Annotated in this window: 10 protein-coding genes; 6 read left to right on the forward strand and 4 right to left on the reverse strand. The window is 44.8% G+C overall.

Going from position 1 to position 16,757, the window contains the following annotated elements; genetic code table 11:
• Positions 1 to 242 precede the first annotated feature (242 nt).
• Entirely contained in the window at positions 243 to 623 is a 381-nt protein-coding gene (locus VF412_RS17560) for an SET domain-containing protein (RefSeq protein WP_331340571.1), read from the reverse strand.
• 200 nt (positions 624 to 823) lie between these two features.
• Between VF412_RS17560 and VF412_RS17565 the strand changes: the two genes are divergently transcribed.
• The 6 genes from VF412_RS17565 to VF412_RS17590 all read left to right on the forward strand — a co-directional run bounded on the left by VF412_RS17565 (position 824) and on the right by VF412_RS17590 (position 7,023).
• On the forward strand, positions 824 to 1,408 hold the full coding sequence (locus VF412_RS17565; RefSeq protein ID WP_331340572.1) for a TetR/AcrR family transcriptional regulator: 585 nt from the start codon (positions 824 to 826) through the stop codon (positions 1,406 to 1,408).
• A 2-nt stretch (positions 1,409 to 1,410) separates the two neighbouring features.
• On the forward strand, positions 1,411 to 2,721 hold the full coding sequence (fabF, locus tag VF412_RS17570) for a beta-ketoacyl-ACP synthase II (protein WP_331340573.1): 1,311 nt from the start codon (positions 1,411 to 1,413) through the stop codon (positions 2,719 to 2,721).
• Between the two features lie 196 nt (positions 2,722 to 2,917).
• Positions 2,918 to 4,183, forward strand: coding sequence for a cytochrome P450 (locus VF412_RS17575; protein ID WP_331340574.1), 1,266 nt, complete (start codon positions 2,918 to 2,920; stop codon positions 4,181 to 4,183).
• 1 nt (position 4,184) lies between these two features.
• A complete protein-coding gene (locus tag VF412_RS17580; RefSeq protein ID WP_331340575.1) occupies positions 4,185 to 5,048 on the forward strand; it encodes a hypothetical protein in 864 nt (287 codons plus the stop codon).
• The gene (locus VF412_RS17585) at positions 5,045 to 6,325 is read left to right on the forward strand and encodes an NAD(P)/FAD-dependent oxidoreductase (RefSeq protein WP_331340576.1); all 1,281 of its coding nucleotides are present in this window, start codon (positions 5,045 to 5,047) and stop codon (positions 6,323 to 6,325) included. The genes VF412_RS17580 and VF412_RS17585 overlap by 4 nt, the downstream gene beginning before the upstream one ends.
• Positions 6,322 to 7,023, forward strand: a complete 702-nt coding sequence (locus VF412_RS17590) for a glutathione S-transferase family protein (RefSeq protein WP_331340577.1) — start codon at positions 6,322 to 6,324, stop codon at positions 7,021 to 7,023. The genes VF412_RS17585 and VF412_RS17590 overlap by 4 nt, the downstream gene beginning before the upstream one ends.
• 1 nt (position 7,024) lies before the next feature.
• On the opposite strand, the gene VF412_RS17595 is transcribed toward VF412_RS17590, so the two are convergent.
• From VF412_RS17595 to VF412_RS17605, 3 genes are all read right to left on the reverse strand, one after another.
• Complete coding sequence (locus VF412_RS17595) at positions 7,025 to 11,257, reverse strand: tail fiber domain-containing protein (protein ID WP_331340578.1); 4,233 nt, start codon at positions 11,255 to 11,257, stop codon at positions 7,025 to 7,027.
• A 149-nt stretch (positions 11,258 to 11,406) separates the two neighbouring features.
• Complete coding sequence (locus VF412_RS17600; RefSeq protein ID WP_331340579.1) at positions 11,407 to 11,889, reverse strand: hypothetical protein; 483 nt, start codon at positions 11,887 to 11,889, stop codon at positions 11,407 to 11,409.
• Positions 11,890 to 12,030: 141 nt separating this feature from the next.
• On the reverse strand, positions 12,031 to 16,647 hold the full coding sequence (locus tag VF412_RS17605; protein ID WP_331340580.1) for a tail fiber domain-containing protein: 4,617 nt from the start codon (positions 16,645 to 16,647) through the stop codon (positions 12,031 to 12,033).
• Positions 16,648 to 16,757 lie beyond the last annotated feature (110 nt).

Consider the following 16,757-nt stretch of genomic DNA (forward strand, 5'->3'; position numbering starts at 1 on the left):
AGGACTTAGCACTTTTGCGTCACTTTATCGATCAAATAGGAGTGTGGCGTTCCGCTCGAGACTTCTGGGATTCGTTTTTAAACTCGAGTGTTCGTTCGCACTTTTTATTACTTACGGCCTCATATCCTTGAAATGATCCGATTCCCCCGAACCCTGTAGCTTTCCTGAGCTTTCTTTCACGGTCCACTTTTTCTTTTCGGGTATTATCTTAAGAAGTCGAGGGAATACATTTACATGGCAATTCACTTACCTTTCACAACCCCACGACAGTTTTGTGCGCGGCATGCGCACGTGAAATATCCTGACGGAATAAAAAAGTTACTGTAGTCAGCCGTGATTTCCTCATCAACTTGGATATCGCGAGCAGCGATGTCGCAGAGGTGGCCTGGGATCGTATTCGCATTGCAAGAGTGATTTATATAACGTTCTGGTTCTCCTACGAGAAAAATCTTTCCATCTTGAAAATCTACATAATGCTTTTCTTCAGGTGAAAGCTGAAGGAACTCACTGGTTTCGATTTCGCGGGTGTCATCCCATCGAACCACGATTTCACCTTTTGGTATAAAAACGGTCGCGAATAAACCATAACCATGTATCTCGGAAGATTTGAATTTCACCTTCATATGAGCTGACTATATAAAGAATCAAAGTGGTCTGCCACATAAAAGTTATGTAGGCCTTTCGAAAAGAACCCATCACGAGCCTAGCTCAAATCATTTTAAATGCTTTTCAGGCAATAAAGTGGTGACTTTTATATAACTATACGATTATAGTCTAATGCTATAACATTATAGCTTGATGGAAATCCTGGTAAGGAGAGTCAATGACTGCCACATCTACGAAAGACAAAGCCCTGATTGAAGCCAGCAATTTAAGCCAGCAAGTGGGCTTTAAGAATTTCAGCATTCAGCAGGTAGCCGACAAGTTGGGGATTAAGCAGCCCAGCATTTATCGGCACTTCACATCTAAAGATGAATTAGGCGAAGCGATGATCGGCCTTTATCGAGAGTCTTTCCGAACCATGAAAGAAACAATCGAGGACTTGGATCCTCGTGCTCAGATCGATGCTTATTTCTCGTTGGCTGCGAAGTTCTGTCTGGCTGACAAGGTTTGCGGCTTTGTCGCCCTTTTGGGGGATTACAATGCTCTTCCCAAAAGCATGCAGCGTTTGGTGGATAAGATGCTTGAAGATCAAAAAGAATGGCTGAGCTCAGTTATTAAGCGCGGGCAAAAGGAACATCTTTTTAGAAAAGATAGAAAAGCTGATGAGATCGCTGAAATCGTGATCTCTGGTTATGTGGGAACTCAGATGCTGGGAAAAGTAACCGCAAATCTTGCGACCATTGAATACATGAAAGAGACGATCTTGGAGTTCCTCAAGATTAAAAATTCTGGAGCAAAGGAATGATTATGAATGAAGTTAGAAGAGTTGTTGTCACGGGAGCAGGGACTGTCAATCCATTGGGAAATACTGTGGACTCCAGCTGGACGGCTTTATTGCAGGGGCAATCAGGCATTGCAGCCATCACTCAATTTAATGTCGAGACCTGTCCTGTAAAAATCGCGGGTGAGGTGAAGGGGTTGGATATCACCGCTCCTCTGAGTCATCCTCTTCAAGATGCGGCGATTACAAATCCTATTACCCATGCGGTGACTGTTAAAGACGAAAAGAAGATGGGACGCTTCACTCATCTAGGAGTGATCGCAGGTCTTCAAGCTTACATCGACTCGGGCCTGTCCGCACATAGAGGTTCGATTCCTTCCGAGCGCATCGGTGTGAATATCGGTGTCGGAATGGGCGGCTTGCCGGAGATTCAAAAAGAGGCCATGAATTTTCAAGAGAAGGGCTATCGAAGAATTTCTCCTTTCTTTATTTTTCAATCAATTCCTAACTTGGTGTCAGGCCAACTTAGTATTCTTTTGCAACTGAAAGGCCCTAATCATTGCAACGTGACCGCTTGTGCAACCAGTGCTCATTCTATCGGCGAGTCTTTCCGACTTATTAAGAATGGTCATGCCGATGTCATGTTGAGTGGCGGAGCCGAAGCCGTGATCTGCGAATTAGGTCTGGGGGGATTTGCGGCGATGCGAGCTGCTTCTTTAAACAACGATAATCCCACAACGGCCTCACGTCCCTTTGATCAAGACCGCGACGGCTTTGTCATGGGTGAAGGGGCAACTGTTCTTGTTCTTGAAGAGTACGAGCATGCTAAGAAACGCGGAGCTTTCATTTATGGAGAGATCGTTGGCTATGGTGCCAGCTCCGATGCCTTTCATTTGGCCAGTCCTTCCGCAGAAGGAGAAGGTGCTGGAAGAGCCATTGAAGAAGCCTTAAAAGAGGCGCGCTTGGATTATTCCGTCATCGACTATGTAAATGCCCATGCGACCTCAACCCCGGCCGGTGATACAGAGGAGGCCAAGGCCATTCATCGCCTGATCGGCTCTAAAAGATTAAATCCCGTGATGGTATCTTCGACAAAATCGCAGACAGGGCATCTCTTAGGAGCAGCCGGCGCGACCGAAGCGCTGTTTTCTTTACTGACTCTTCGTCATCAAACTGTGCCACCTACGATGAATTTGGATAAATTAGATTCAGAACTAATGGGACTGAATATCGACTTCATCGCTCATGAGCCACGGCAAACAGAAGTCAAATATGTACTCTCAAATAGTTTTGGTTTTGGTAGCACCAATGGTTGCCTCATTTTTGCAAAAATATAAAGACGAGGTCTTTGTCGATGGGTGTTCCGAAAAACAAAAGCCGGTATCAGCGGCTCACTGCGTGGAAGTGGGACCGCTAGAGTGCTGATGCAATATATGCTTGAATACGCTCGGCATAAGTTTCATTATAACCGCTGGTTAAGCATCTATAACCTTATAGTCATATAATTCTCTAAATACTTCACATACAAATTGAATGTTTTCTAAATTAACAGAAGGGCTCCTTGTGTTTAATAGTTTAATTCAATTTATGACGGACCCCTTGGGTTTTATGAAGGCATGCGCTGAAAATGGACATGAAATTACCCGTCATCGTATGGGGATAAAGAATTTCGTTTTTGTTTTTAATCCCGAGGCGGCACAAGAAATTCTTGTAAAGCGTCCGAATATTTATGTCCAGAATCGCACGATCTTTGATCGAATTAAGCCGGTAACAGGAGATAAGGGATTAGTTCAACTTGAGAAATCTGAATCGCAGATTGCAAGGGTAAAGTCTCGCCCGATGTTTGCTGCTAACGCCATGGAAGAAGCTCGCGGCATTATTGAGAAATACACCGAGGAGCTTCTGCAGAAAATAGGTCCTGCTCAAACTATCAACGTTACGGAAACAATGACGGACCTTATTCTTAGAACAGCCTTAAGAATTTTTATCGGTATAGATTCTGAACAAATGGTCGCTCAGATTGGCCCAAAGTTTCTGCGCTTAAATCACCTTTGTGGACTTCGCATGCGCTCAGTTATGCCAATACCTTTGGTCATACCTTCAAGTGAAAATCGGGAAATCGTAAAACTACGACGACAAATTCGGGAACTCTTAAGCCGACATATTGCTCAGAATAGATCAAATCATTGCTCCACAGTGACGGAAGTATTTCGCGAAGACAGTAAGATGATTGATCACTGCATGACTTTTCTTTTTGCCGGTCATGAGACGACCGCAGCCTCTTTGGCGTTTACATTGTTGCTTCTTGCTCAAAATATCAGTTATCAGGAACTAATTCATAGCGGAAATGTCGAAATGACATTGGCTATTTATAAGGAAAGTTTGAGATTGTATCCGCCGGCTTATATGCTTGCAAGGGAAGCTGTGAGTGATGATGAATTGCAATCAGGAGTAACGGATGAGGCACATAGTTTTAAAGTAAAAAAATCTGATCAGGTCTTTATCGGAATTGCCTCTATGCATCGCAGTCCCAGATTTTTCGAGGCTCCAGATTCGTTTGTTCCTGAACGTTTTTTAACGAAGTTAAAACATCCATTTGCCTTTCTTCCCTTTGGAGCCGGAGGAAAATCATGCGTAGGAGAGCGTCTTGCTTATCTTGAGGCGACAATCATTTTAAAAATGATCTGCCAAAAATATCAGATATTACCTGTTGTGAGAGAAATTTTATCCGAACCATTGATCACTTTGCATCCTAAATCATATCAGCAAATTCGTCTCGAATTAAGATCTCAGGTGTGAAGTGTCTAAAATAGCAAACAAGATAGATTCATTGATCAACACTTATTTAGAGACAAGTGCTTTGCGCCCAGAGTTGCTTTTTCGACATTTCCTTCCAGCCGGATACCGCGAAACAACATTAGATTCTGTAATTCAAGATCTCTTTGATACTGTGATTTATGCCAAGCTTCATCTAGGTATGATTATTACCCTCTATGATGATTTTGCCGATCACCCAAAGTATCGAAACACTCAACTTCTAAAATATCTCTATCAATTGAACGTTGGTGTAGATAGCCCTGTGCCGACATCTCTAACTGGAGATGAGTTTAAGAAATATGCGCTCGCCTGCAGCTTATTCTCAAGCTTGGAGCAAGTACTAGAGGGCTTTCCAAACTGTAGAATATTGCTTCCTGCGCTTCGCTTTGACATTGAGCAATTTTACGCCTGCAATCGTCACTCGGAGTTAATGGGGATTTTGCCATCAATTAGAAATTTGACAGAGTCTCGAACTTTTGGTCCTCATAATATGGGGATCGTAGCTGCAGGGACTATAGATCTCATGGCTAGTTCCAGATTTGATTTAGAAGAATTAGGACTTTGTCGTGAAGCGTTTATTTTAGGACAAAGACTTGGGAGAACGAGTAATTTAATTTTCACTTTGCAGCGAGAGCTTAGTGAGGGGGATTCCACGAATGAAATTCTAATTTCGATGCAAACCCGCAAATCTGATGAGGTAAAGTATCAGTCTCAGCTAATGCACGAGTTTGCAAATCATCTTGAAGAAATCCGGGCACAAGAAATTAGTAGTTTTAGTCCTTCCTCTTACGCGAGGGGATTCGAAAAACTCCATGAATTGCACGCCTCTTTTTTGGGGAAAATATGAAGTTTGATCGCGCCGTCATTGTGGGTGCAGGTTTTTCAGGCCTTATTGCCGCAAGGATTCTGTCAGACCACTTTCAATCGGTGATTGTCATAGATAAGGATGAGTGTGTTGGTTTGAGTAGGCCACGTTCTGGTGTGCCTCAAGGGGCTCATCTGCATGTCTTGCTAAAGCAAGGCCAAAATATTCTGCGAACTCTTTTTCCTGCAGAGAAATTATTTGATCAAGGAAACTGCCCTATTATTGATTGGGCTGCGGATACCAAGTGGGAATCAATGACGGGAGCGTTTCCTCGTTATAACTCTGACATGAAGACATATTCGTTCAGCAGACCGTTTTTGGAGGCAGGTATTCACTCGCTCTTAGCTAAAAGGCCTAATGTGTCTTTTATAAGGTCGCGCGTAGAGGGAATGATCGTTGAAAGCAATATCGCAACCCACATTTGTGGACAGGATCTTGGCTTTACATGGGGTGCAGATCTATTTGTGCTCGCTGGCGGTCAAAATTTTCCTGTGAATCGATTCACTGATCTCATCGTTGATGAACCGAAGTTTCATATTCCAATTAAGATTGCCTATCGCTCTGTGGTCTTTGAAACGAGCTCTCTTAGGTTTGATGGATTTAAGCAATATTATTATCAGATGACGCCTCCACATGATCCGATTGGTGCTGTTATTTGCCCGATCGAAGGCGGCAGGTCTATTGCGACAATCGTTGAGTATGGAGAGCCAACAGCTCTTAAAGTTGATCTTGATGGTTTCATGAATATCGCAAGAAAAGTTCCTGGTGGTAGGTTTGCACATATTATAAAAGACGGACGCGCATTTAGTGATGTCTCGGTCTTTTATAAGCCTAGTATGTATATGCGTAGACCAGATCAAATCACAGGATTCCCACAAAATGTTTTTTGCATTGGTGATGTTTTCTGTTCTTTGAATCCTGTCTTCGGTCAAGGCATGACAAGTGTCTTGATTCAAGGCGAGCTTTTGGCCGAGATGCTGAAGACGGAGAGCATGAGCTCGAATATCTTCCATGCTGTGTCTGCATCACGACTGCATATGCCATTTCTTCTCTCTAAACTTGGATCGGACATAAGCGCGAGTTTTTCAAAGCGGTATCTTAAAACCTATCTTCTGCGTTGTCAGCAGTCGCAAAAGCTACATAGAAAATTTCTCGGTGCCCTTCACCTAGAAAGGCCATTGAGTTCGTTGTTTGATATTCCAGCTCTAGTTTCAGCCTTGTTATGTAAAATGCCTGTCACAAAATTGGAGAAGAAATGATTGACCTTCATCAGTATCCCGCGGTTTGGGGACTTTCTAGTTTAAGTCCATTTTGCATTAAGCTTGAGATATTCATGAAACGAAATAATCTCCCTTATCGCATAGTTAACGAAAGAAATCCCGCTAGAGGTCCTAAAGGTAAAATGCCTTTTATTCGTCATTTTAGTCGTGACGGTGAGAAGATTGTCGCAGACTCGACTCTGATTATTAATTATCTCACCGATGTCTATGGTCTTCACTGTAAGCTTGACCCAGTTCTTCAAGCACAAGGTTTAGCTTTTCAACGAATGATTGAAGAGCATCTTTATTTTGTGTTGCTGTATTCCCGCTGGGTTGATCCGAAGGGTTGGGCCGTTATTAAAAAAGAGTTTTCACCTTTTTTTCCTCTGTTCTTGGGTAGGCTAATTTTGTCAGTAATTCGTAGACAGTTAACAAAGCAGGCTATCGCTCAGGGGCTAGGAAGGCATTCCGAAAAGGAAGTGTATGAAATTGGCAGGAGAGATTTACAAGCATTGAGTCTTTTCCTAGGAGATAAGGCATACCTATTGGGTAATGAATGGAGCCCGATAGATGCAACACTTTATGCTTTTATGACAACTATTTTGAAAGCTCCGATTGAAAGTGATCTCAAGAAATCCTTAAATGAATTCCCAAATCTCGTGGCATATTGCGAACGCCAAGACAGTGAGTTGTCTTAGTTTAAAGTCTATTGCAAAATGGGGCTGTCGGATCTTTATGACAAAGATAGTCCTTCATCATTTTATTTTCACTCTTTAAGATCTTGTTTTCTTCAACAACAGAAGAAATTTGGCGCGATTGTGCTGTCTGATGTGTTTCTACTTCAATAAATTTTCCGTAAAGCTCTTTGATTGCGTTGATGATTGGACCGACGAGATTTTGATAGGCCACGGATTTAAATCCGTTAGAGTCTGTATTCACAGCCTGAGGAAATACTTTCTCAACGTCTTGAGCGATCAGTCCGATTTGTTGTCTTGAGTCTTTAACTGAATCTTTCCAGTAGTAAGTGACTCCGTCTATCTTTTCGATCGAGGCTAATGCATTGGGAATAGAGACGATGTCTTTTTTTAAACGAATATCAGAAGACTGAGTCAGAGTTCCATACAGCGTTGCGTTTCCCGATGAATAGAGTGAAAATAAGCAAGTGCCAATTCCAAAACACATGGCATTTGCTCCAAGAGGAGCACTTGTTGACGAAGAATACCATCTCCACTGGTTGCCTCCGGTCGAGAGATTTTCATTAGCGATAACCGTGTAGCCCGCGCCCGAAGAAACGTGAAGAGCTGTTGCCGGAGCCGATGTGCCAATACCGACGTTACCTCCAACTGGATTCAAAAGTAAATAGCCGGAGCCGCCAGCACCATTCTGTCCTTGCAGTAACAATCCACCGTGAATATCGCCGGCCTGCAAATAGCCATAGCGATTGAAAGCTCCTCCTGAAGTCGTTTGCTTATTGAGGTCCATATAGACGTCTTCGTTCGTCGTCGCGGTGTAGGCCTTATTCAAATCCAAAGCGCTGCCATAGAGGCCTGTTTGTGTGATCCCGACAGGTGAGGGGCCTGATGCTGTCACATGCAGTGGATAGAGGGGTTGACTAGTTCCAACTCCCACAAAGCCACTGGTAAATGCCGCCCCTACGCGTCCCCAATAGCTACCGGCAAGAGCTGGTGAAAAGGCAGTGCTTGTAGTCAATGAAGTGTCACTGGTGATGGCGGTGACCGTTTGAACGGAGCCTCCAGCTGAAATCGAATCTCCGACGTTGAGAGAGGTCATGAAATTAGTTCCGGTTCCAGTCACCGTTGTTCCAGAAGAGCTTACTGTTCCAGTGGTAGGGGTTTTGTAGACGTGAAGTTGCGAAGTTGGTGAGTTTGTACCTAAACCCACTCGGCCCGTGTTATCAATGTACATGTTGTAATTGTTTGAGGCGCTGATCGCTCCGGTAGTGAAACCAATGCCGCCGTAGGCTGTCATGGTTAATCCACCGGTGTGTAATGAATCGTCTCGAACTAAATTCATGATATTAACTCCGCCTCCTGAGTAACCGACCAGACCTGCGCCAGCAGGCATTGTTGAAAAGCGAAGGCTCCCGCTGAAAATATCTAAGGACGCGGCAGGCGACGTGGTCCCAATACCAATGTTCCCCGCGTCTGTGATGTACATGGCTGTCGTTGTATTGCTGTCATTAGCATTTTTCTTTACACTAAACCCTAAAGCGCCGGTATCTTTGCTGCTGCCTGTAAGACCCTTTATGACTGCTAAAATGTTAGAACCAGTTGTTGATCCGGCATTGTAAAAATTGATATCGGAGACCCCATACCCTAATCCGGTTGTTGATCCTCCAATTGAGACGGTCGTATCTGTTGAGGCAGCGTAGACATCCAATTTCGAAGAAGGAGTTGCGATACCCACTCCGACATTGCCTGATGTATCAAGTGTCACTCGAGCGCTATTATTAGTTTTCAGCGTTAGTATGTTGCTATCATTTGTTCCCAAAGTAGCTGCAGCTCCAAAACTATTCCCACCGTTAATGTAAGCTCCATTCGTTCCTGTTGTCGGTAAATCTGTCGAAGCTATGGCTCTGAATGTGGGATTTCCAGAGCTGCCGTTAGGCGCGGCAAAGAAAGTGTTCGCAGTTTGAGAAGGGTAAGTGACTTGAGAACCAGTGATAGCAATGTTTGTACACGACAAGTTGTCTGTGGCAGCGGTCCAAGTAAGTGTTTGACCTGCGGTACAACCAACACCGCCAAATGACTGAGAACCCGTGATCGTTGATCTGAGATCAAACATGCTTACAAAGTTCGGGGTCCAATTCGTTCCATCATAGCGAAGGACTTGTCCTGATGTTGAGGGAGCCGTTGTAGAGATATTTTTTCCTCTAAGCGCAGTCACCGTGAAAGCACCAGCATTTGTCATTGTGACATCACCGGAGGGAGCTGCCGCAGTGGCGACATTAGATCCATTGCCAACCCAAATATTTGCAGACGTGAGTGAAGTGCTTTGTTTGTTGTTGAAGGTATTCCAGTCAGTGCTTGATAAATAGCCGGACTGAGAAGTTGTAGCTTGCTGAATTCCAATATTCGGAGCGCTTGCCGAACCTGAATTTGTGATAGGTGAGATCACAGAAACACTTGCAACACCCAAGCTTGAAAGACTTGTCCAAGAAAGATTTCCTGAGCCGTCATTAATCATCAATTGATTTGCAGAACCTTGTGCTGTTGGTAAACGAAGGACATAACTTGTGGCAATGGCACTTGAAGGCCCTTCGACAGTGACGGTGTTAGATCCGCTCCCGCCAGTATAGATATTCCCAATGTTTGCAGCAAAAGTCAGATTGCCTGACATTGAATCACCAGCTTTAATAACGTTCAATGAAGCAGAACCGGTAACGTTACCCGTTACGTTGCCAGTAACATTCCCTGTTAAATTCGCAGTAATAGTTCCTGCAGAGAAATTTCCAGAAGCATCACGCTTTACAATCGTCGAAGCGGTGTTGTTGTTTGTCGCAGCATTAGCAAGAAGTTCTGCAGAATGAACGTTCGCAGCCGTTGAACCACCAACAGCGTTCACAGTTGCTGCCGCAGAACCAGGACCACTTGCAGTCACATCGCCAGTTAAAGCGGTGACATAATTTCCCGTAGGCAAAGTCGCAGGAGCCCATTTCGATCCATTCCATTGAAGAACTTGGTTCGCAGTCGGCACTGTCGTATCAATAGGTTGATTTTGCAAAGCCACGACTTTTGCGGAACCAATGGAACCCGTGACATCTCCAGACAAACCAACATTGATTGCCTGACACTGGAAACTCCCAGCGACAGAGTTCCAATACATGGTTTGCGAAGTCGAGCATCCCGCCGAAGAGACATAACCATTGAATGCTGATTGAGAAACATAATTCGACATCGTCGAAGAGAAATTGGAGATGTCAGTTGTCGTTAATGTATTCGCAGACCAATTTGTTCCATTGTATTTTAAAATCTGACCGGAACTGGGAGCTGAAGCACTGACAGAGACTCCTTGAATGGCACTCACTTGAGGATTCGGATAACTTCCTGAAAGATCTCCACTGGCAGAAGCTCCTACTTGCAGAGCATTGACGATACGAGCATCATTACCTGCAGCAACAGTGTTCGCAGCGGTGCCGACATTGAGGGTAAGAGTGGGAGTGGAAGCTCCGTTGATCACTGTCATGTAAGCATTCGTAGAGCTGACATTTGTAACGGTTCCTCCGCTGGCTCCAGCAACACCGGAGCAGTTTAAAGAAGAACCATCCCATGTTAGAAAAGTTCCAGATGAGCACGTCGGAAGCCCTGCCTTTAAAAGAAAATCACTGGCCACATTCGTTCCTAATTTCTGTGCCGAAAGAGAATATCCAGCGTAAGGAACGGAGCGAATGATATTGTCTGGAGAGATTGTATTCCAGCCCGAACCATCAAAAAAAGAAACTCGAAGAAGACGTCCGTCACTTACCAAAGGAGCATAAGGTGTCGCTGTTGTTGTACAGCTGTATGAGCTGCCAGAACTCGTGCAAGAGCCGCAGTGATAGTTAGTGCCGTTATTAAAAATATCCACAACAGTGGAGGCACCAACACCCGATATATATTGAATGGAGCCCACACCAATCGGCAGATCGAAGACTCCGCCTGAGTTGGTCATGTTGATTCCATCGGCTTGCTCTTGATAAATCACACACTGACCGGAAGGATCTAAAATCTGAAACACAAATGAAACATTGCTATTCTCAAACGGAGTTCCATCAGATTTTAAAATACGGCCTTGATAGGTCAGTGAACTCGAGCTGGCAGGTGCCGTGGAAGCATAGGTCCTTGAGACGGTCGAAAATGAGACAGTAAAAGCTAAAGCAGCGAACAAACTTCGCAGCTTGCCTTCTTTAGGTCTGACCTCCAACTGTCCCACAGAGTCTCCCTTAAGTAACGTACCAGATTAGCTTTATAAACTTATCGGTCGAGGAACGGGAGATCTATAGGGTGGCAAAGCAGTGTATGAAGCTTCCTCGAAAAGAGTGTTTCAACCTGAATTGAAACACTCTTACAAAATTCAAAGAATCAATGGATGCACATGACAGCAAGTTTTTTCGTTTCGGATGTTAGATCTCCAAATGGATCAAGAATGGGAGAGAGCTTTGCAAAGCGAGCGAAACCAGGAATGCCGTCACGAGTCCAAAAAAGATTTTGAGACTCTGGAAATGGAAACAGGATTTGAAATTCCGTAGTATCTTCAAAATATTTGGCAAGAGTTCTGAATTGCTCGATTGAGGGTAATTCTCCACCAATATTGGCGCAGACTTCTGTAGATTCTGATTTCAAAATAACTGAAACGCCTGTATCAGAGGCAAGGGTGCCTTGATTGCTAAATGTTCCTTGATACTGGCTCCAAACGGAGCCGTCTGGAGCCATCCAAGCTACTCCAAAACTGTCGTTGGGGACTTTTTTGAAAACTTGTCCCCGCTGAGTTGTGTAGACCTCGCTTGTCGCCGATGCATGAGCGCAAATTGTAAGAAGAAAGCCCAAGATAAAAAAAGCTTTCATAGGCACCTCACTTAGGCTTCTCTTATATTTAGGTTTTAAATCTAAAGCCAGGTTTTTAAAACCCCATCGCTTGATTTATCATTGTTGAAAAATTGCATCACGTACTGATCCTAGGGGGGCGTTTGATATTTTTCTAAAAAATTATTGCGAGACGCCCATAAGCTGTTCCAATCTTTGTAGGCGTTTTTCGAGTTCAAGATTTTTATTTTTTAGTTTTTCAATCTCTTGATCTTTAAGCTGGTTTTCATTCAGAAGCTGTTGCACCTGACGGTTGTCTGCTTTCTCTGAAGTCAAAGAAGCAATTTGACGGGCTTGCGTTGAAAGTTGCTCGTCGTGACTTAAGAATTTTAGATAGAGGTATTTTACGCCCTCGATCAGAGGGGCTACCAGTTTTGAGTAAGCTACAGATTTATATCCATCGTTTTTCGGAGATGTGACAGCCTCTGGGAAAACCTTCTCTACTTCTTGAGCGATCACCCCAATATCATGAGTTTGCTCATGCTTGGTTGGAGCATTGACGTCGTTTCTCCAGTCGAATTCGACGCCGCGAAGACGCAGGATCTTGTCAAGAGGATCGTTGATTGGAACTATATGTTCCTTCAAGCGAATGTCAGAGCTGGTATTCCAAGCTGTCGCAAGAGCGCTCCCATTGACGTTGAGAAGTTGCGACGGAGACGCCGTTCCAATACCAATATATCCAGTATCCATCTGAAAGGTCATATAGTTAATGGTATCTGCAGCATTCGAGATACGTGTGTATGCTGATGCATTATCTTGAATAACTCTCCAGGCCTTATTTGTCGAAGTCATTGTGGTATTATTTAGTTGAAACTGCAATCCACCAGTAGTCGCGGTTGATAGACGAAGTGATCCTGTTACATCTAAAGGATAGGCTGGAGCTGTATTTCCTATGCCGACATTTCCTGAAGCTGTGATGCGCATTCTTTCGGCTCTCGAGGTCGCAATGGCGCCTGTTGGCGTCGTCTCGAAGGTAAGGTACCCCCCTTGTGCAGAGTCTGTGAAGTTCTCAGCTGCTTTGGCATACATGCCAGCAGAGCTTGCGCTTGCAAATGCTGTGGCCCCGTAACCTCGTCCGCCTGTAAAGAACAAAGGGCTGTCTGCTGTCGCTGCGGAAGGGCTGCTTGAAGTGCCTGTTGCGTAACGACCCGCAAGCTGCGGAGCCACTGCATATCCGTCGATAAAAACTGACGGCGCTGTATTAGATGAGATATTTAAAATTGAAACAGGAGAGGTTGTTCCGACTCCAAGATTTCCCGAGGAATCAAGACGCATTTTTTCTGCATTTGTTCCGCTGTTTGTTGTGTAAAAGCTCATGAATCCGCTCGAAGAACCGGCGGAATTCTTCTGAACTCTGATTTTTCCGTAAGTAGAGCGTGCTGAGGCATTCGTGTCGTATTGATCAAATAGGACATCAACAGAATGTTGTAAGCCCGTAGCTGTACCACTGTTATAAAGTGAAAGTGGAATATAATTAATTAAGCCGGGGCTGGAAATTTCCAACGGATAAGCTGGGGTGGTCGAGCTTCCTAGGCCTAAAGGGCTAGCAAGATAATTCTTCGCATAGATATTGCTTTGATAAATTCCATAGTGGGTCGTGATACTAGCTTCAGTTCCCGTTGTGGAATTCAAATACAAGTCATAAGCAGTCGTGATGGCACCAGACTGAAGATAAGGACTGATCTTCAAACCATAAGCCGTTGTTGTAGTCGGTGTTGCGGCGGAATTTATATTCTGATGGCCATATGAAACGCTCGCACTGGTTAGATTGGATAGTATTCCACTGTCATCCGTTGATGTGCCATTATTATTTCTTAAAGAGGATATAACTAAACCTACCTGTGATCCCGAGTTCGTAACACTTGTTGCGACAGAGTTGCTATTCCAGATCTGTCCTGCATAGTTCGTATAAGATCCTGTGGTTGTTGCGGTAGGATATAAAGCGGAATTTAGACCGGTGGTTCCTGTGTTGCTAGGATTTCCATAAACAGTTAGCGGGAAACTCGGAGAAGACGTTCCGATACCAACATTTCCATTGCTCTTAAGATAAAGCCAACTGGTTGTAGCTGATAACATTGGACCAAATGAAAGATCTGCTGCTGAGTTCGTTGTATAGGCAGTACCAGATTGAATAAAATTAGTTCCACTGTTAGCGACGATTCTCAAAGCCGATGGTGTTGCTGAAGAACTATCGAGACGAATATCAGTATTGCTAGTACTTGTGATTTGAAGGGCTCCGGCTGGTGAAGTGGTGCCAATGCCAACGTTCCCATGGGAAAAGATCGTGTTGCCTGTACCCTTGGCAGAGAAAGTTAGATTAATATTTGTATCCGCGCCTGCTGTTGCAATGACCGGCGAATTTCCTGTGGAGGCTCCTGTGATAGTCACATAGTTTGTACTGGAGTTTCCTAAGTAGGAAGTGCCGCCGACGTTGAGTGCACCGCTGATACCAGCGCCTCCGTTGACAACCAGAGCACCAGTGGTCGGTGACGTTGAGGCAGTACCTGAATTGGCTGTTAACGTGCCAGCGGAAGTGATTGTACCAGCCCCAATTGTCGAGATATTTCCAGAAGTCGAGTAATTCCCCGTAGAAGTTGTGTTTCCACTGGCTGACATCGTGCCAGAGTAAGTAATGTTACCAAGATAATCGACTTTAAACTTCGATGAACCGCCGACCTGATAATTGACGAGGTCACCAGTGTAGCCTGAAGCTGTATTAATGCCGATGACGGTTCCGTTGGCACTTCCAGTGAAGAAACCGCTGGTGCTTCCATCAAAGGCGCCGCTTCCCAAGGCAAAAAGAGGATAGTTGGTCGTTGCAGTTGGAGCTACACCGAGATGCAGCTTCGCCGTTGGTGAACTGGTGCTAATACCAACGTTGCCGTTAGAGTCAATTCTCATACGTTCAAGAACACTGCCTGACGAGTTTGAGGTCAAAAACATCAATCGTCCTGGAACGACTCCGGTCGTGGGGGCAGCGTCAGCTTGACCTGAAATTTGTGCGGCCGCGATGAAGTTAGTTCCATCAGTTCCTGCGAAGTGAATAGCGCCGAGACCATCACCACTTTGAACGGCAGTAAAATCTCCTACGGAGGCACCTCGTGAACGGTTTAGTTGAATACGACTTTGAAACCCAGCGCTGATATTACTGAATGTACTTTGTCCAATGCTTGCATCTCCAATATTAGCCACTTGAAGCAGCGGAGTGGTCATGGTGTTTATTGTGTAAGTGGCCGATTGATTTACTAACACGTTACCAGCCGTGGTAATTCGCATTCTTTCAGCGCTATTTGTATCCATGATAAGGGCGCCAGAGCGGGTGCCGAAGCGAACCGTGTTGGAGGTGTCTCCAAGAAGTAGTCCTGAGCTAGATGTCGAGCTGATCAGTTTGGCAACGTCTCCGGAGCCGTTAATCTGCAGTGGCCAACCTGGTGAGGTCGTCCCGATACCTACATTGCTTCCAGTTGTATAAACTGGGGAGTTAGCTAAAGTCGAATCGGTACTATAATAAGGCAAATATCCCGCAGTGCCTGATCCAGAGATTGTTCCAGCAGGAAGATCTGAAGAGGCAAGAGTTCGGAATGATGGAGTTCCTGCACCGGTGCTAGGAGCAGCAAAGAAAGTATTTTGCGCTTGTGAACCAAAACTTACCTGCGAACTTGTGATCGCAGTGGTTTGGCATTGAAAAGTTGCAGAGACAGAGTTCCAATACATCGTTTGACCAGCAGTGCAGCCTGCGGAAGCGATGAAACCATTGAAGGCGGCCTGACTGACGTAATTTGTAGAAAGACCCGAGATATCACTTGTTGTAAGAACGGCACCGGCCCAATTAGTCCCGTTGTATTTTAAGACTTGCCCCGAAGTTGGAGCTGATGTGCTAAGCGCCACTCCTTGAAGAGCAGCAACTTTGGGATCGGGATAATTGCCGGAAAGATCTCCGCCGGCAGCGGCTCCGACTTGCATAGCATTGACGATACGTGAATCATTGCCGGCAGCAACAGTATTGGCAATGGTGCCGACATTCAAAGTCAGTTGCGGTGTCGATGTGCCGTTAGCCACGGTTAAGTATGAATTTGCAGAAGTGACATTTGTGACTGTGCCGCCATTAGCCCCAGAGATCCCGGCGCAAGTTAGTGCAGAGCCATCCCACGAGAGGAATGTTCCCGATGAGCATGTTGGAAGACCAGCTTTTAAAAGGAAATCGGATGAAACGTTTGTGCCAAGTTTTTGAGCTGAAAGTGCATAGCCTGCAAAAGGTACTGATCGGATGACGTTGTCAGGTGAAATCGTCTTCCATCCCGTGCCATCGTAAAATTGCACTCTGAGTTTGCGAATATCACCGTTTGCGGCATTGTAAGTGCTTCCGCCAGCAGAGCATGTGTAACCAGAGCAAGATCCGCACTGATAAGTTGAAGAGTTATTAAAGGCATCAAGGATAGTGAAGCCTGCGACAGGATAATTCATGGTGTTGTTGCCGATGGGAAGATCAAAGACTCCACCTGAGTTCACCATGCTATAACCAGACATAGACTCCTGATAAATAATGCACGAGCCAGAAGGATCTGTAACTTGAAAGATGAAAGCCACGTTATTGAACTCTAACGGTGTTCCATTGCTATTTAAGATACGCCCCTGATAGGTCAACTGAGCTGGAGATGCGAATGCGTCGACGCCAAATAAGAGCGTCAAAACAACTAAGAACACCGACTTAAAAATACGTTCCGAAAGAGATGTCTTCATAGAATATTTATCGGAACAATCTGGTGGATATTAGAGGAGCTAAACAATTAACAAAATGATAATATTTAGGTTTTGCTCAGATCATCCACCATTTTTGGAGCAGTACTCCG

Source organism: Bdellovibrio sp. (assembly GCF_036384735.1).
Taxonomy (GTDB): domain Bacteria; phylum Bdellovibrionota; class Bdellovibrionia; order Bdellovibrionales; family Bdellovibrionaceae; genus Bdellovibrio.